13 protein-coding genes are annotated in these 16,728 nt (G+C 70.5%); 10 read left to right on the top strand and 3 right to left on the bottom strand.

Features of this window, described 5'->3' with window-relative positions; genetic code table 11:
• The first annotated feature begins 220 nt into the window (after positions 1-220).
• Genes clpB through ACYVL2_RS15890 form a run of 5 tightly spaced genes read left to right on the top strand, consistent with a single transcriptional unit; the run spans position 221 to position 6,416 of the window.
• Positions 221-2,821, top strand: coding sequence for an ATP-dependent Clp protease ATP-binding subunit (clpB, locus tag ACYVL2_RS15910; RefSeq protein ID WP_460545077.1), 2,601 nt, complete (start codon positions 221-223; stop codon positions 2,819-2,821).
• 51 nt (positions 2,822-2,872) lie between these two features.
• Positions 2,873-3,811 carry a hypothetical protein gene (locus ACYVL2_RS15905; protein WP_460545075.1) on the top strand — a complete coding sequence of 313 codons (939 nt, stop codon included), beginning with the start codon at positions 2,873-2,875 and terminating at the stop codon, positions 3,809-3,811.
• Between the two features lie 9 nt (positions 3,812-3,820).
• The gene (locus tag ACYVL2_RS15900; protein ID WP_460545073.1) at positions 3,821-4,597 is read left to right on the top strand and encodes a hypothetical protein; all 777 of its coding nucleotides are present in this window, start codon (positions 3,821-3,823) and stop codon (positions 4,595-4,597) included.
• A gap of 9 nt (positions 4,598-4,606) precedes the next feature.
• The gene (locus ACYVL2_RS15895) at positions 4,607-5,584 is read left to right on the top strand and encodes a hypothetical protein (RefSeq protein WP_460545071.1); all 978 of its coding nucleotides are present in this window, start codon (positions 4,607-4,609) and stop codon (positions 5,582-5,584) included.
• Between the two features lie 40 nt (positions 5,585-5,624).
• Positions 5,625-6,416 carry a PP2C family serine/threonine-protein phosphatase gene (locus ACYVL2_RS15890; RefSeq protein ID WP_460545069.1) on the top strand — a complete coding sequence of 264 codons (792 nt, stop codon included), beginning with the start codon at positions 5,625-5,627 and terminating at the stop codon, positions 6,414-6,416.
• A gap of 24 nt (positions 6,417-6,440) precedes the next feature.
• Here ACYVL2_RS15890 and ACYVL2_RS15885 read toward each other — a convergent pair whose 3' ends face one another.
• Positions 6,441-7,292, bottom strand: a complete 852-nt coding sequence (locus tag ACYVL2_RS15885; RefSeq protein ID WP_460545067.1) for a cellulose binding domain-containing protein — start codon at positions 7,290-7,292, stop codon at positions 6,441-6,443.
• A 302-nt stretch (positions 7,293-7,594) separates the two neighbouring features.
• A complete protein-coding gene (locus ACYVL2_RS15880) occupies positions 7,595-8,605 on the bottom strand; it encodes a glycosyltransferase family 2 protein (protein WP_460545065.1) in 1,011 nt (336 codons plus the stop codon).
• A gap of 312 nt (positions 8,606-8,917) precedes the next feature.
• Here ACYVL2_RS15880 and ACYVL2_RS15875 point away from each other — a divergent pair, with 312 nt between their 5' ends.
• Entirely contained in the window at positions 8,918-9,583 is a 666-nt protein-coding gene (locus ACYVL2_RS15875; RefSeq protein WP_460545063.1) for a DUF4386 domain-containing protein, read from the top strand.
• A gap of 52 nt (positions 9,584-9,635) precedes the next feature.
• On the opposite strand, the gene ACYVL2_RS15870 is transcribed toward ACYVL2_RS15875, so the two are convergent.
• The gene (locus ACYVL2_RS15870) at positions 9,636-10,100 is read right to left on the bottom strand and encodes a hypothetical protein (RefSeq protein ID WP_460545060.1); all 465 of its coding nucleotides are present in this window, start codon (positions 10,098-10,100) and stop codon (positions 9,636-9,638) included.
• A 134-nt stretch (positions 10,101-10,234) separates the two neighbouring features.
• Here ACYVL2_RS15870 and ACYVL2_RS15865 point away from each other — a divergent pair, with 134 nt between their 5' ends.
• From ACYVL2_RS15865 to ACYVL2_RS15850, 4 genes are all read left to right on the top strand, one after another.
• The gene (locus ACYVL2_RS15865) at positions 10,235-10,840 is read left to right on the top strand and encodes a TetR/AcrR family transcriptional regulator (protein ID WP_460545058.1); all 606 of its coding nucleotides are present in this window, start codon (positions 10,235-10,237) and stop codon (positions 10,838-10,840) included.
• 142 nt (positions 10,841-10,982) lie between these two features.
• A complete protein-coding gene (locus tag ACYVL2_RS15860; protein ID WP_460545056.1) occupies positions 10,983-11,471 on the top strand; it encodes a hypothetical protein in 489 nt (162 codons plus the stop codon).
• Positions 11,468-14,308, top strand: a complete 2,841-nt coding sequence (locus ACYVL2_RS15855; protein ID WP_460545053.1) for a M48 family metalloprotease — start codon at positions 11,468-11,470, stop codon at positions 14,306-14,308. The genes ACYVL2_RS15860 and ACYVL2_RS15855 overlap by 4 nt, the downstream gene beginning before the upstream one ends.
• Positions 14,305-16,716 (top strand): WD40 repeat domain-containing protein, encoded by a 2,412-nt coding sequence (locus ACYVL2_RS15850; protein WP_460545051.1) that lies wholly within the window; start codon positions 14,305-14,307, stop codon positions 16,714-16,716. Before ACYVL2_RS15855 ends, ACYVL2_RS15850 begins: the two co-directional genes overlap by 4 nt.
• Positions 16,717-16,728 lie beyond the last annotated feature (12 nt).

Genomic DNA, 16,728 nt, shown 5'->3' with positions numbered 1-16,728 from the left:
ACACCGTGAAAGCCCCGGGCCCCCGTGCCCGGGGCTTTACCATGTGACCTGTGGTCGCGGGGTGGCCGAGCAAACTTGAGCCGGTTAGACTCAACTCTGCGACGGTTCCATCGACCGTGCTCCGTATGGCGAGCCGAGCCGCGGTTCGGCCCGCAGGGCCCCATTGGCGACGCTCGCGCGCCATGACCTGGACCAGCCGGGAAGAAAGGCAGACAGACCCGTGGACGTCAACCGCTTGACCACCAAGAGCCGCGAAGTCATCTCCCAGGCCGCTCGAACCGCCGCGGCGGGCGGCAATCCCGCCGTCGATCCCTGGCACCTGCTCGACGCGCTCTTGACCGTGGACGGTTCCACCGCACCGGGTCTGCTGCAGCTCGTCGGCGTCACCCCGGGCACCGTCTCGGCCGAGACCGAGCGGCGCCTCGACGACATGCCCTCGGCTTCGGGCCCTTCGGTCTCCGAACCGTCGATGGCCCGCGATTCGCTGCGCGCCATCAACGCCGCCGACAAGATCGCCACCGACTACGGCGACGAGTACGTCTCCACCGAGCACCTCCTCACCGGGCTCGTGCAGGCCGGAGGGGAACTGGGCGCCTACCTCGCCGAGCAGGGCGCGACCGAGCAGAAGCTCATCAGCGCCTTCCCGACCCTGCGCGGCGGCGACCGCAAGATCTCCAGCACCGACCCCGAGCAGGGCTACAAGGCCCTCGAGAAGTACGGCGTGGATCTCACCGAGAACGCCCGCTCCGGCAAGGTCGACCCCGTCATCGGCCGCGACACCGAGATCCGCCGCGTCATCCAGGTGCTCTCCCGGCGCACCAAGAACAACCCGGTCCTCATCGGCGAGCCCGGCGTCGGCAAGACCGCCATCGTCGAGGGCCTCGCCCAGCGCATCGTCGCCGGCGATGTCCCCGAGTCGCTGCGCGACCGCCGCGTCATCCTGCTCGACCTGGCCAGCATGATCGCCGGAGCGCAGTACCGCGGCCAATTCGAGGAGCGCTTCAAATCGGTGCTGGAGGAGATCAAGTCCTCCGACGGCGAGATCATCCCGTTCATGGACGAGCTGCACACCATGGTCGGCGCCGGCAAGTCCGAGGGCTCGATGGACGCCGGGAACATGCTCAAGCCCGCCCTGGCCCGCGGCGAGCTCCACATGATCGGCGCGACCACCCTCAACGAGTACCGCGAGCACATCGAGAAGGACGCCGCGCTGGAGCGCCGCTTCCAGCAGGTCTACGTCGGCGAGCCGTCCATCGAGGACGCCGTCGCGATCCTGCGCGGCCTCAAGGAGCGCTACGAGGTCCACCACGGCGTGCGGATCACCGACTCGGCGCTGGTGGCCGCCGCGCAGTTGTCGGCCCGCTACATCCCCGACCGTCAGCTGCCCGACAAGGCCATCGACCTGGTCGACGAGGCCGCCTCCCGGCTGCGCATCGAGATCGACTCGCGCCCCGAGGAGATCGACGAGGTCGAGCGCACCGTCCGCCGCCTCGAGATCGAGGAGACGGCCCTGCAGAACGAGACCGACGACCCGGCCTCGGCCGAGCGGCTCACCGCCCTGCAGCGCGAACTGGCCGACGCCCGCGAGCGCCTTGCCGCGCTCAGCCGCCAGTGGGAGTCCGAGAAGGACCGCATCTCCAAGGTCTCCGACCTCAAGGAGCAGCTCGACGACATGCGCACCCAGGCCGAGCGCGCCGAGCGCGAATACGACCTGGAGAAGGCCGCCCAACTTCGGTACGGGCGCATCCCCGAACTGGAGCGCCGGCTCTCCGAGGCCGAGTCCGAGCAGAAGCAGGCTCCCGAGCCGGACCACCCGCCGATGCTCAAAGAGGAGATCGACGCCGAGGAGATCGCCGACGTCGTCGCCGCCTGGACCGGCATTCCGGCCGGGCGGCTCCAGGAGTCCGAGACGCACAAGCTGCTCAACGCCGAAGGGGTCCTGGGCGCGCGCGTCGTCGGCCAGTCCGAGGCGGTCGGCGTCGTCGCCGACGCGCTCCGGCGCGCCCGCGCCGGACTGTCGGACCCGAACCGGCCGACCGGCTCGTTCATCTTCGCCGGTCCCACCGGCGTCGGCAAGACCGAGCTGGCCAAGGCGCTCGCCGAGTTCATGTTCGACGATGACCGGGCCATGATCCGCATCGACATGGGCGAGTACACCGAGCAGCACTCGGTGGCCCGCCTCATCGGCGCGCCTCCCGGCTACGTCGGCTACGAGGAGGGCGGGCAGCTGACCGAGCCGGTGCGCCGCCGCCCCTACTCGGTGGTGCTGCTCGACGAGGTCGAGAAGGCCCACCCGCGGGTGTTCGACACGCTCTTGCAGGTGCTCGACGACGGGCGCCTGACCGACGGCCAGGGCCGCACGGTCGATTTCCGGAACGTCATCCTCATCATGACCTCGAACCTCGGCTCGCAGGCGCTGACCGATCCGATCCTCGAAGACGAGGCCAAGCGCGAGTCGGTACTCGGCGCGATCCGGGGTCACTTCAAGCCCGAGTTCCTCAACCGGCTCGACGACATCGTCATCTTCCAGGCCCTCGAGCACGACGACCTGACCTCGATCGTGGAGGTCCAGCTGCGGCAGTTGCGCAAGCGCATGGAGGGCCGCCGCCTCAAGCTCGAGGTCGACGACGCGGCTAAGTCGTGGCTGGCCGACCGGGGCTTCGACCCGGTCTACGGGGCCCGGCCGCTGCGCCGCCTGATCCAGAACGCCATCGGCGACCCGCTCTCGCGGGAACTGCTCGAAGGGAAGATCATCGACGGCGACACCGTCACGGTCGGCGTCGCCGAGACCGGAGAGAAACTCACCGTCTCCAAAGGGTGAATATCGCTATTTCTCTCATTTAGGACTTCAGTTCTGGCCATAGTGCATGCTATGGCCCCGAAAGCAGCTTCGCGCTTCACGCGAAGGACCGTGTTGACCGGTGCGGCGGCCCTGCTCACGGCGGGGCTCGCCGCCGAACCCGCCCGAGCGCACGCCCGGCGACACCACGCCGGCGCGCTGCGAGCGGCCGCCGCACACGACGGCCGGATCCTGGCGCTCACCGTCGAAGACGAGACGGCCGGCGCCTACGCCGTCCGGCCCCTGGCCGTCGCCGACGGCCGGCCCGAGCTCGGAGCGCCGCTCGGCATCGACCTCGGCGACGGCTTCCACCCGCACTCGATGGCCTCGGCCGCCGGAAGCCTCTGGATCACCGGCGCGGTCGAACTCGACGCCGACCGGTCCCGGCCCGGCCTGATCCGCGTCGACGGCGACGCCGCCGAGGCCGTCGAGCCGCCGGTGGCCGAGACGATCCGGTCGGGCGTCGCCACCGCCGTCACCCCGATCGGCGAGACCGCGATCGCCGTCGCCACAGTGGGCAGCGCCGACCGGCACCTGGCGGCCATCAGCCGCAGCCACCTGGCCGTCAGCACCGACGGCGGCGACACCTGGACCCACCGGCCCCTCGCCGACGACCTCGGCGAGAGCTTCGGCACCGTCCTGGCCGCCGCAGGCGACCGGCTCTACGCCGTCACCGCCGACGGCGACGGCACCCAGCACGTCTACATCGGAGGCGCCGACACCGAACTCGAACTCCTCGCCACCGAGGCCGGAGCCGGACGCCCGATGGCCGCGGTCGCCACCGTCGACGAAAGGATCCTCGTCTTCAGCGACCAGGACGGCCGCGCCCACCTCCTCCGCTACGGCCGCGGCGGCCCCGAGTCGGCCGACGAATCCGCGGACCGGCCTGCCGAAATCGTGGCCGTCCCCGGACGGCCCGGCGCCTGGCTCGAAGTCCACGGCGACGACATGCGCGCCGAAAGACTCGGGTAGGAGCGGGCGATGGGATTCCCCAGCAGCAGCCAGGCGTTCTCCAGCTCCGCGTGCGCCTACCCCGACATCACCCGCGACTGGCTCTACGACCGCGAATGGAAGATGCGCTACCGGACCGCCTTCAACCGAGACGGATACGGCGTCCACCCCTCGGTCAACTCGTTCACCATGCACGAGATCGTCCACATTCGTGCGGGCCAGCTCATCCGCCACCTCCACGACCTCGGCCGCGACTACTCGCCGGACGGAGAGAAATGGTCCTACGCCTGGACCGGCGTCGCCGGCGCCAAAGTCTGCAAACCCGGCTACCACCGCTACGGCGCCGCGATCGACTTCACCAAGTTCTCCTGGGGCGGCGACCGGTTCGTCGACCTCGCCGTCCACGGCACGAGCTCGAACCGGACCCTGCGCCGCCGCTACCTCGCCGGCGTCGCCGCCTGCCGGTCCTACTTCGGCACCGTCCTGCACTGCAACAACGACCCCGACGGCTCCCACTGGAACCACATCCACGCCGACCGCGGCCGATACGTCGTGGCCCTCGACTGGGACTACGCCACCGACGTCACCATCATCCAGTGGGCCGCCCGCGACCTGGCCGGGATGACCGAAATGGTCATCGACGGCGCGCACGGGCCCCAGACTAGAGCGGGATACGAACTGCTGCGATCACGGTTCGCCGCCCAGGACGTCGACCCGACCGCCTCGTCGATCAAATGCCGGGCGTGGATGGACCTGATCGCCAAGCACGGCATGTCCGACCAGGACGCCGGCGCATTCACGGCGTGAGGAGGAACGATGACCGGTCGCAGAAGCATCGTCGCGGGCGCGATGGCCCTGGCCGCCGCGCTGGCCGGATGCGGCTTCGACACCGGCGACGACGAGGAACCGGCCGAGGAAGCCGAGGAGGGGCCGGCCGAGCTCTACGGCGTCGCCGACGACTACTCGCTCTGGCGCTGGGAGGTCGGCGCCGAATCGGCCGAACCGGTCCTCGACCTCGGCGGCGTCTGGGAACGCGAGGGCGACGTCGGCACCGTCCTGCACTCCTCGCTCACCGTCGACCCGACCGGGCATCGCGCCGCCTGGATCGCCGGCGGCGACACCGACGCCCAGCTCATGGTCGGCGACCTCGAGACCGGCGAGACCGAGGCGGTGGCCTCCTACCCGCTCGACCACGCCTGCCTCGACCCGACGTGGCTCCCCGACGGCTCCGCGGTCATGGCCCACCGGGCCGAGGTCTGGGGCGACACCGGCGGACTCACCGAGGCGTTCGGTCCCGTCGAATGGTTCGCCGAACAGGGCGACCCGCCTCCTGAGACGGCGCTCGGCGAAGGCTGCCGACTGCGCTGGTACACCGACGGCGGCGAACTGCGCGGCCTCTACCGCGACCTCGCCGTCGACGAGCTCTACCGTGTCGGCCCGGCCGGAGAGCAACTGGTCACCATCGGCATCGACTCCCTCGACGGCGTCGACGCCGAGGCCACCGACCTGGTCGACGTCGACCCGACCGGCCGATTCGTCTGCCTGACCGACGGCTACGACGAGCACGACGACTACGAGGGCGGCTTCACCATCCGACCCGAGACCGGCACCAACGTCATCGACCTCGAATCCGGCGAGTCCGTAGGCGCCGCCTGCGAGACCCTCACCGCCCACGGTTACCTCACCCACGCCGCGAGCACGGTCAAACTCATCGACTACCAGGGCGTGGTCCTGTGGGAGGCGTCCCTGCCCGCCGAGCTGGTGAACGCCCCGAACCTGTTCTACGTCCCTTAAGATCGGGGCCCGACCGAAGCCGCAACCGGGCAGGAACAGCATGCACCGACACTCCTCCGCCGCCTCGCTCGCCGGCGGCACCGCGCCCAACGAGGACTGCTACCTGGTCTCCGGCCGCTGGGCCGTGGTCCTCGACGGCGTCACCCGCTACCCCGACGACGGCTGCGTCCACGACGTGCCCTGGTTCGTGGCCGCGCTCGGCGGCGCACTCGCGCTCGAACTGGACGACACCGGACGCGACCTCCGCTCGGCACTGGCCGAGGCGATCCGGACCGTCGCCGACCGCCACCGCCACACCTGCGACCTGTCGAACCCGGTGTCGCCGGCCGCCACGGTCGCGCTGGCCCGCGCGGCCGGCCGCACGGTCGAATGGCTGGTGCTCGGCGACTGCGCCGTGGTGTGGCGCGAGCGCGGCGGCGAGCCGCACGTGGAGACCGACGACCGGCTCTCGCGCCTGGTCGATCCGCCCGCCGCGGTCGACGTCGGCGGCATCAGGCGCTACGCCGTCGATTACATCGCGCGCGTCCGCAATCGGCCCGGCGGATTCTGGGTCGCCTCGTCCGATCCGGCCGCCGCCGACCAGGCTCGCACCGGAGCGATCCCGGCGAGCGGCCTCAAAGCGGTGGGGCTGTTCACCGACGGCCTGACCAGGCTGGTCGAACGCTACGGCCGGACTTGGGGCGGCCTGTTGGCATCGGCCGCCGCCGACGGCGTCCCGAGCGTGCTGGCCGAACTGCGCGAGGCCGAGATCGCCGACCCGGCTCTGCTGTCGCGCGCCAAGCCGCACGATGACGCCACCGGCGTCATCCTCCAGCAGTTCGGTCCGAGCTGAGGTGACGCCGGGGCGGGCGAACGGTCAGGCGCCGGCGGCGTCGACGCACGCGTTGCCGTCGACGTAGACCCGGATGTCATCTTGGCCTGGGGCTTCGCCGGATCCGACGAAGCCGATCCATGCGGTGGAGCCGGCTTGGACGGTGGCGTTCCATCCGGTGTTGGTGATGGTGACCGTCGAGCCGCTCTGCGTCACTTCGGCGTTCCACAGTGAAGCGATGGTGCCGCCTTCGGGCAGGTCGACTTCGACGCTCCAGTTCGCGGAGGCCTGGACGAGCGGAGTGATGCCGATTTCGGCGAGGTAGCCGCCGCTCCACTGCGTCACCGAGTACGAGTACTGGCAGTACGGGTCTTCGGGCTCGGTGTCTTCGAGCGTGATGGTCTGGGCCTCGCCGCAGCGGTCGGGCCAGTTCACGCCGTCGTAGCCGCGCTCCTTGCAGATGGCGACGGTGACGGTGTCGATCGGCGCGGGCCTGGTCATCGTGAATTCGTATTCGACGCCGGAGTCGCTTTCGGGGAACGGCACGAGGTGCTCGCCGAGCGTGTAGCCGGAGCCGTAGAAGGTGAACTCGATGTGGCGCGGATCGTTGATGACCGGGTTGCAGGGGTTCGGGAAGCCGGGTGCGACGTCGGGGATGGCGATGGCCTTCCAGCCCGAGACGGCCACATCGTGGCCGTCGGGGTGCGTGGCGGGCCGATGGATCTCGCCTTGGCTGTGGAATTCGGTGCAGCCGTCCTCGCCGGTGTCTTGGACGAAGTAGGGCTGCGGTTCGGTCTCGGGGTGCTCGGCGGCGGCCGGAGCGGCGATGGACAGGGACAGCGCCAGGCCGGCGGAGGCGGTGAAGACCGCTCTGCAGGTGCGGCTGAGTAGGCTCATGTGGAACTCCAATTCGGTGAGGTCGGAGGGCGGAGTCGGGCTTTTCCGTATGGGATCGCTCCCATTCAATGGGTGTTCGGAGGTGCTGATGTACTGGGCGGATCCCGGCCTGACTGCGGACGAGGGGTCCATTATCACCAGAGGTATCGACAAATGTCAATGTCACTACGGAGTGTGGCCGATCCGACCGGCGCGGCCCGTCCTTCCACTCCGGAGTGACGGCATGCCGGATAATGGCGACCGAGTGCCCGCAGAAAGGCGGCGTCGGGACCCATCGGGACCCGACGCCGCCCGCACCACCGTCACCGTTCGGCGTAAAGCGCTTCGAGCTCGCGTCGCAGGGCCGGGTTGGATTCGCGTTCGACGAGCTTCAGCAGCTGGTCGGCTTCGGCCAGGGTCATGGCGTGCTCCCACCGCCGCCGGTACAGGTAGGCCTCCAGGGAGCGGTGCCTGCGGCAGAAGTGGTCGAGGTTCCGCAGGTGCTGGGCGCGCATGAGGCGCCGCGCCACCTCGGGGTCCGGGTCCGCGAGGGGGTGGATCTGGTGGTAGTTGACCGCCTCGGGGCTGACGGCGAACCGCACGCCGAGCCGGTGGAGGCGGTAGGCGAGGTCGATGTCCTCGACGCCCCAGCCGGTGTAGGTCTCGTCGAAGCCGCCGGTCTTCGCGACCGCCTCGCGCGGGACCGAGAGGTTCGCCGTCGTCGCCAGCGCCCAGTCGAACCGGAATCCGGTCAGGCGAGTGCCGTAGCACTCGATGACCGCGTGGTCGTTGCCCGGTTCGTCGCCGAGCGCGACGGCGGCGAGCGCGTCGGTCGGGTCGGCCGAGAGCGCGCCGGGTTCGAGCAGCCGGATCGGTTCGCGCAGCCGCTCGACGACGCCGACGCGGCGGGCCAGGCGGAACAGGTCGTCCTCGCTGAGCGCGAGCATGCCGGGCCGCCACCAGGTCAGAGCGCGCCGCTTCCAGCCGATGACGCCTTCGGCGCCGCCGCGCGCGGCCTCGACGTGCCGGGCGACGAAGCCGGGCGCGGCCATGCGGTCGTCGTCGATGAAGACGACGAGGTCGCCTGAGGCGCGTTCGAGCGCGGCGTTGCGGGCCGCGGCGCGTCCTCGGTTCTCCTGGACGGTGACGGTGATGTCGAGCCGGTCGCGGAAGGGGTCGACGACGTCGTCGACGCCTCCGGCGGTCCCGTCGTCGCACAGCACGACCTCGAAGTGCCGGTAGGTCTGGGTGAGCAGCGATTCGAGGGTGAGCGCGAGGTATTCGCGCTTGTCGCAGGTCGCCATCACCAGGCTGACCGCGGGCTGTGCCGTCATCTGCGCCTCCAATGGGACCGTCCGTCGGACCGATTGTAGGGGTAGCGCTCCCATTCATTGGGGCGCTTGGCATCACGGGGTTCCTCTGGTTCCAGAGGGATCCCGGCCCGGGCTCGCGGAGCCGCTCGCCGCGCAGCTCAGCGCCGGATCGGCGCAGGGACATGATTGCCGCCACAGTTTCCGGCACGGGCCAGGGTCCGCTTGCAGGTCGGCAACGTCAGGCTTATCTCGTAAGTCAAGCAGACTTGACATCAAGTCAAGCGCAACTTACATTGAAGTCGTCTCATCATTCCCACCCGAATCGAGTTCCTCATGGTCAACGTCACGACCCCGGGCCGGTCCCTGCGATCGGCCAGTCTCACCGCGGGCATCGCCCTGGTCCTCATGGCGGTCCTCGGCATGTTCGCCAACTTCGCGGTCATCGCATCGCTCATCACGCCCGGCGACGCGGCCCGCACCGCCGCCGACATCGCCGACGCCGAAACCCTCTTCCGCTGGGGCGTGGCCGCACTGGTGATCGTGTCGATCCTGGACGTCATCGTCGCCGCCGCCCTGTTCTCGTTGTTCGAGCCGGTGAACCGGACCGTCTCGGCGACCGCGGCCTGGTTCAGAATCGCCTACGCGGCCGGCTTCTTCGTCGCCATCGCCCACCTGGCCTCGGTGCCCGAGCGACTCGACGATCCGGAGGCGGTGCTGGCCGCGACCGACGCGTTCACCACCACCTGGAGCATCGGTCTGATCTGCTTCAGCGCGCACCTGGTGGTGCTCGGATGGCTCTGCCACCGGAGCGGATACGTGCCGAAGGTCATCGGCGTCCTGGTCGTCATCGCCGGTCTCGGGTACGCCTTCGACGGCTTCGGCGCCGTCCTGGTCCCCGGCTACGACTTCGAAATGGCCCTCTACACCTTCCTCGGCGAGATCGTGATCATCTTCTGGCTGCTCATCAAGGGCACCAGGACCACACTGGACCGCCCGTAGGCTCGCGGGGGCGGGCAGTGCCCGCCCCCGCCCCCACCATCGCGGTCCCCCCTCAGCCGAGGGGCGTGGTGCACAACAGCACCGCCGCGTCGCCGGAGTCGACCACGATCGCGGTGTCGCGCTCGTCGTTCCAGGACGGGAGTTCCTCGGCGCACTCGTCGGGGTCGGCCGTGGTCTCCACGCGCAGCACCACCCGGCGCCCCTCACCGGACGGCGCCGGCAGCGCGCACGGCTGCAGCCGCCACTCGTCCCAGGGGGCGATCACCGAAGCGCCCGCGTCGTAGAGGCAGTCGCCGGCCACCGCGCCGGCGGCATCGCGCCCGTACGCGGCCAGCCCGGCGACGACGAAGGCCATCACCAGCGAAACCGTGCAGAGACCGATGAGGAACAGGCGGCGCCGGCCCGACGCGGCCTCGTCGGGCCCGCCGGTGAACCCCGCGCCGACCGGTTCGAACGCGGTGGCCTCGGTGTCGTCGGCCGCCTGCCGCCGCAGTCGGAAGGTATCGCGAGAGGGCAAAGTGTTCTCCGTTGACGCTCGGGGGCAGCCGATCGGTCGCACGTGAACCGAGTAAGTTTCTAGAAGATGTCTCTAGAATATAGGCGATTCGATCCACTTCGGTCTACCGCCACGGCGCGCCGAGGCCAGGCGCGATGGTCCTGAGGAAGCAGCCGCGCGGGAAGGCGACCGCCGAACGACTCCTGAACGCCGCCATGGACCTCTACGCCGAGCGCGGACCCGAGGCGTTCACCATGACCGCGGTCGTCGAGACCAGCGGCGTGAGCGTCGGCAGCCTCTACCACCACTTCGGCAGCTTCGACGGTCTCGCCACCGCCCTCTACGGGCGCTGCAGCCGCGAACTCGTCGAAGCCCTCGCCGCCGCCCTCCGCCCCCACACCGGCGCCGAAGCCGGCGTCCGCGCCCTCGTGACCGCCTATCTGCGCTGGTGCGTCGACCATCGCGACAAGGCGCACTTCATGCTCGCGATGCCGTTCACCGGGCGGCTCCTGCTGCGCACCGGGCAGGTGTACGACGCGACCGCCACCGGATACGAGGCGGTCAAAGACTGGTTCGGCCCGCACATCGCCGCCGGACGCATCGCGTCACTGCCGCAAGGACTCCTCGAATGCCTCATGACCGGCCCGATCATCGAGACGGTCACGCGCTGGCTCGCCGGCATGCCCGGCGTCGACATCGACGACGCCTTTGAAGTCCTGCCCGAACGGATCTGGAAGACCGTCCGCGGCACCGAGTCCTGAGACGGCGACCCGCCGCTGTCCGAATCCCGACAGAAGCGGATTCGGGGAACGCACCGGACGGGCCGCGCCGGTAGCATTCGAGGTCTCCAACACCGATGTGCCCCTGCGCTCAGCGCCGTTCCATCGCCTCCCTGGAGTCCACTTGAGCGATCCCCGAACCGACCCGGCCGCCGAACCCGACGAGCGCTGGGCGGTGCGCTCCATCGTCCGCGACGTCGTCGCCGCGACCGCCCCCGAGGAACTGCCGATCCTCGAGGAACTCGAACGGTACGACGACGAGACGGCCCTGCGCCGGCTCCAGCGCCGATCCCGACGAGAACCGCTCGGCTTCGGCCTCGGCGAAGTCATCGCCCTGGTCACTCCCGTGGTGTGGCTGGTGCTGCAGAAGTTCGCCGAGAAACTCGCCGAAGAGGCCGCCGAGGAAGCCGCCGACCGCGGTCGCGCCTGGTGGCGAAAGCTCTTCAAACGCGGGCGCCGCATCACCTTGCCGCAGCCGACCGCCGAGGAGATCGCGCTCGCCCGAGCCGCCGTGGTCGAGGCCTTCGCCGACTCCGGGCGAGGCGACGACGAGGTCCAGGCGATCGCAGGCGTGGTCGAAGCGGCCCTGACCACCCGCTCCAAAGGCACATGAACGCGCGGCGGTCGCCCGCGCCGGTCGACGAGCGCACCATGGTCTCGGGCACCACCGTCCGCTTCGTCCAGATGATGGTCCTCATGGTCGCCGTCACCGCCGGACTGGCGACCACGATCCGCTTCGACGACAGCCAGGCCTGGGGCTGCTACGCGGCCGCCGGACTCGTCCCCGGCGACATCTCCGCGATGAACGTGGTCCAAACCGTGAGTCCGAACTTCGAGCCCTTGGACGAGTGCCTCGCCCGATACGGGGCCGAGTCCCCGGCCTGGCTGATCGCGGCCTGGCCCTTACTGCTGGCCGCATCGACACTCGCGCTGTTCCTCGCGTTGCCGCGCTGGCGCGCCTGGCGGGGTCGCGTCCGGTTCGCCGACCCCGATGAAGCGGTGGCGGCGCACCTGGACCGACTGCTCGAGCGGTCCGGTCTCGACCGCATGCCGAAGGTCGTGGTCGACGAGCGGCGCACCAATTCCGCGAACGCGATCGTCTACGGCAGCGACCGGCGCCCGGTGCTGCGACTCGACAAGGGACTGACCGCGCTGCGATCCCGGCAGCCGGAGACCTTTGAAGCGATCGTGCTGCACGAGTTCGCGCACATCGCCGGACGCGACATCACCGTCACGTACCTGACCGTCGCGATGTGGCGATCCTTCGTCTTCCTGGTCGTGCTGCCGTTCGCCGTGCAGGAGGCCGTCGACATCGTCGGACTCCGCTCTTCATGGGCGTTCGAGGTCGAGCTCATCCACTCGATCCGTGGGCTCGCGCTGCCGGCGGTCGCCGTCATGATCGTCCACTTCGCCCGCTCCGAAGTGCTGCGCAGCCGCGAGATCTACGCCGACCGCGCCGCCGCCCGCAACGGCGCGCTCCTGCGCCCGGTGTTCGATCGCATCATCCGGCGCGCGCCCGACCGGCGCCGCCTCCTGCGAGCCCTGGCGGCCCTCTGGCACACCCACCCGAGTCCGCGAGCGCGGCGGGAGGCGCTCGAACGGCCCGCCGAACTGTTCAGGATCGACCCGGCGCTGGTGTTCACCACCGGCGTCGCCGCCGTGCTCGTCGCCGACCAGTCCGGCCGGGCCCTGCCGTGGTCGTCGATGGGCCCGTACGCGCTCGCCGTCGTCCCCACCCTCATCGCCGCGGCCCTGGTGACGGCCGTGGTCGGCCTCGCGCTGTGGCGTGCCGCAGCCTGGTCGGCCGTGCACCGCGCGGACGCGACCTCCGGTGTCACTTCGGGCGCGTGGCTCGGGGCGGGCATGGTCGTCGGCGAGCTGCTCCTCCAACGCAGCATCGATCCCGGATGGCTCCCCGCCCGGCCGGTGCTGCTGGTGCTCCCCTTCGCGATCGGCGTCCTGTTCTGCTGGTGGACGATGCAGTGCTCGCGGCTGTGGGTCGGCCGGTGGCGGGGACGCTCGGTTCTGCCGGTGTCGGGCCTGGTCCTCACCGGCGCGTGGGTCGCCGTGACGGCGGCGCTGATGTGGTGGTCCGGGCACGGTGCCAGCTGGGCGAGCGGCTTCCGGTTCGACCCCGGAGCCGTCTTCGACGGCTACCGACTCGACCCCGACTACGCCTCCGCGGTCGACCAGCCCTGGGCTGAAACGGTCTTCGGTGTGCTGGTCGCCCCGCTGGTCGCGATGTTCAGCGAGCCGCTGCTGTGGATCGGCGTCGCGGCCGCCGTCGCCGTGCCGCTGGCGGCATGGGCGATCGGCCCCGACACCGCCGTGCCGCTGTGGGTCACGCGTGAGCGCGGCGAAGCCAGGGCCCAACTGCCGCCGCTGCGGCGGCTGCTCGGCGCCGGGATGGCCGGCGGGGCGACCGCGCTGGCGCTCGCGATCGCCGCCGTCGCCTGGGTACAGCAGTGGAGCCCCATGAACACGGCTCCGAGAATCGCCGAGATCACCGTCTTCACGGTCGCGGCCGCCATCGCGGTCCTCATCGGAGCCTTCGTCGCCGCCGTGACCGGCGTCGCCCTGTCGGGCCGCTACCGGCTCGTCTCGGCGATCATCCCAGCCCAGATCGCGGTCGCGCTCGGACTGGTCGGGTCCGTGGCAGTGCGCGCCGTCGACGGCTGCATCGACGCCATCGGAGTCACCAGGTCGCAATGCGATCCCGAGTACGCCTGGTACGCCTGGGAAGCCCAATCCTTGATGGCCGAGACGGTCACCGCCGTCGCGTTCGCCGTCGCCGTCGCGATTGCGGCGTTGACAGGTGCGATCTCCTGGATGTTGCACCGTCGACGCCCCAGGCCGCTCCGCCGCGGTACCTCGCGGCCGGTGTTCCGGACCCGGTTGACCGCGGCGGCGATCAGCGCCGTCACCATCGGATTCGGTGCTGCCGTGTCGGCCTCGGAGGTCAATCGGACGCCGCTGCCGGAGTCCACCGGATCCGGCGCTGCCGCCCTGCTCGGGGAACCGACCCAAGCACAACTCACCGAAGCCGAACGGCGGCTCCTGGTCGGGGCATGGTGGGTCTACGGCGGCTGGGAGCGGATCGAAGGCCTGCTCGACGAGGTCCAGCCGATGGCCGGGGACATCGACGCCGTGCTCGAAGGCGAGGAGCCCGACGAGGCGGTCCTGCTCCAAGGCTGCGGCGACTTGGAAGCGGCCGTCGCCGAGGCGGCCGAGTTCTTCCCCGTCCCGCTCCCTGAGGCCGATTCGCTCTGGCAGGACGCGCTCAACGGGCTCGGCGACGCGAGCCGCGCCTGCGTCTACGCCGTCGACCAAAGCAACTCGGCGCTCCTTGACGCCGCTATGTCGCAGTTGTACAGCGCGATCGTGTCGATGGAGACCGCACTCCTGCACATCCGCGATCTCGCTCTCGCCACCGAGGAGGCAACGCCGTGAGCGCCGAACCCCTTGATGACCGTCCGGTCCTGGTCCGGCGCGCCGAAGAGGACGCGGCCCACTGGGAAGCCAGGGCCCGCGACCCCTCGCACCTGTACCGGGGCGCCAAACTCGCCGAGGTCATCGCGTCCGTCTGGCCCGGCGGCGACACCGGCGAGCCCTCCCGCGCGCGACTCACCGAAACGACCAAGGACTTCCTCTACGAGTCCGCCGCACGCGCCCGGGGCCGCGAGCGCCGCACCCAGGCCGGCATCGTGCTGTGCTCGGTCCTGGCGCTCGTCGCCGCCGCGGCGTTCGGCACGGCGGTCTACGGTCTGGTCGCACTCGACGGCGAACGTGACGACCGCCTGGCAGATCAGCTCGTCGAGCGCAGCGACGAGTCGCTCTTGACCGACTCGCGCCGCGCCCGCCTCCTCGCGGCCGCCGCATGGGAGGTCAGCGGATCGGACGCGGCCTGGGCGGCGATGGCCCGCAGCGTCGACGCCCCGGCGACCGGCCAGGCATATGGCCACGACTCCCGCGCCACCGACGTCGCCTTCAGCCCCGACGGCACGGCCTTCGCCTCCGGCGCCCAAGACGGCTCGGTCGCCTACTGGAGCACCGACGACTGGACGGCCCGCTCCATCGAGCCGCGACTGTCCTCACAGATCCAAGACCTCGAGTTCAGCCCCGACGGCCGCTTCCTCGCGGCCGGAGCCTACAGGGACCAGCTCGTCGTCTGGAACGTCGATACCGGGGAGGTGACCGAGCCGCGCACCCCGAACAGCACCGAGTTGATCGCATACTCCCCGGACGCCACCCGGCTCGCCACCGCCGGCACCGACGGCGTCGTCACCGTCTGGTCCCTGCCCGACCTGGAGCGGATCGCGCTGATACCGACCAGCGCCGAAGCCGGAACCCTGTCGTTCAGCCGCGACGGCGACAACATCGTGGTCGGCGGCAGCGGCGACGGACTGGTGCGCTCCTTCGACGCCGCCACCGGCGAACCCGTCGACGAGGTGAAGCCGACTGAGGACGCCTCCTACATCGACGTGCTGCGCCCGGCCGGGTTCGACGGCCAGAGCATCCTCTACTGCGCTTCATTCGACTGCATCGTCCAGCACGACACGGGAGCTGAGACGGTCCAGCAGGTGCACCTCCACGGGGCCTCGGCGCCGGCCGTGGCGACATTCGACGGCGACCTGGTCATCGCCTCCTACAGCGATCTGGGTCTGGGCGCCTGGGACACCGTCAGCGGGCGGCTGCTGAAGATCCTCCCGCATACCGGCCTTATAGAGGACGTGGCGATCAGCCCTGACGGGAGCACCGTGATCGCCGCGACCGACGGTCCCGTCCAACGCTGGAGCCTCGAGCTGGCCAGGCCTCTCGAAAGCCTCTACTCGAACGTGAACCTGCGGGCGACGGCCTACACCGCCGACGGCCGCCACCTCGTCGGAACCGGCTTGGACGGCACGCAGGTCTGGGGCGCCTGGGAGAACGGCGCCCCAGCTTCCGAGCACCCCGACCGGCCCGGGCTGTCGCTCGCCGCTGCCCCCGAAGGCGCGGTCGTGGCCACCGGCCTGGATGCCGACGAGGCGGCCGTCGAAATCTGGGACGCCGGCACCGGCGAGGTTCTCGACACCCTCTCCGACACCACCGCCCCGGTCACCGACCTGACCTTCAACGCCGAAGGGACGCTGCTGGCCACCGGCACCTCCGGCGTGATGCACCGCAGCCACAGCGAGACCCACGCGGTCGTCCTGTGGGACACCGAAACCGGCGAGGAGCGGCTCCGACTCGACTGGGACCCCGAGCTGGCGGTGTACTCGCTCGCGTTCAGCCCTGACGGGGAGCTGCTCGCGACCGTCGACCAGCACGGAGCATCGCGGCTGTGGGACACCGCGACCGGCGAACTGGTCGCCGAACCGCACGGCCCCGGCGACATCCCAACGGACCTGAGGTTCGGCAACGACGGTCAGTCCCTCATCGCGGCGAGCGGCGCCGGGATGGTCGAATGGCTGCTCCACGAGCTGGAGCAACCGCCCGGGGTGAAGGACACCGGCTACGTCGCCTCCGCGCTCGCCATCTCACCGGACGGCGACCGCATCGCCGTCTACGAGCAGTACCCAGATGGCGAGGTCGGATTGTCGTCGCGCCTGATCGTCTGGGACGTCGAACGCGACGAGATCGTCGCCGAGTTCCCGCTGACGCTCTCGCTGTTCTTCTTCTCGATCGACTTCGCCCCCGACGGGCGCACCATCGTAGCCAGCGATGCCGCCACCATCACCAAGTTCGATCTCGGCCATCTCGACGGCGACCTCCACCGGACCGTCTGCGAGCAGACCCCGCACCGGCTCGACGCCTGGGAATGGGACATCTACCTGCCCGAGGTCGAGTACGGTTCGATCGACATGTGCCCCGAAGACTGACACGCCGAACGG

It is taken from the genome of Glycomyces halotolerans (assembly GCF_054779575.1).
Note: the sequence above shows the minus strand (reverse complement) of the source record. Positions and strands in the feature narration are given on the sequence as shown.

What these genes read in the sequence shown, in the direction of transcription:
- ACYVL2_RS15900 (WP_460545073.1), top strand. Translation starts at nt 3,821, where the DNA reads ATGGGATTCCCCAGCAGCAGCCAGGCGTTCTCCAGCTCCGCGTGCGCC.
- ACYVL2_RS15895 (WP_460545071.1), top strand. Translation starts at nt 4,607, where the DNA reads ATGACCGGTCGCAGAAGCATCGTCGCGGGCGCGATGGCCCTGGCCGCC.
- ACYVL2_RS15905 (WP_460545075.1), top strand. Translation starts at nt 2,873, where the DNA reads ATGGCCCCGAAAGCAGCTTCGCGCTTCACGCGAAGGACCGTGTTGACC.
- ACYVL2_RS15880 (WP_460545065.1), bottom strand. Translation starts at nt 8,605, where the DNA reads ATGACGGCACAGCCCGCGGTCAGCCTGGTGATGGCGACCTGCGACAAG.
- ACYVL2_RS15855 (WP_460545053.1), top strand. Translation starts at nt 11,468, where the DNA reads ATGAACGCGCGGCGGTCGCCCGCGCCGGTCGACGAGCGCACCATGGTC.
- ACYVL2_RS15890 (WP_460545069.1), top strand. Translation starts at nt 5,625, where the DNA reads ATGCACCGACACTCCTCCGCCGCCTCGCTCGCCGGCGGCACCGCGCCC.
- ACYVL2_RS15885 (WP_460545067.1), bottom strand. Translation starts at nt 7,292, where the DNA reads ATGAGCCTACTCAGCCGCACCTGCAGAGCGGTCTTCACCGCCTCCGCC.
- ACYVL2_RS15865 (WP_460545058.1), top strand. Translation starts at nt 10,235, where the DNA reads ATGGTCCTGAGGAAGCAGCCGCGCGGGAAGGCGACCGCCGAACGACTC.
- ACYVL2_RS15875 (WP_460545063.1), top strand. Translation starts at nt 8,918, where the DNA reads ATGGTCAACGTCACGACCCCGGGCCGGTCCCTGCGATCGGCCAGTCTC.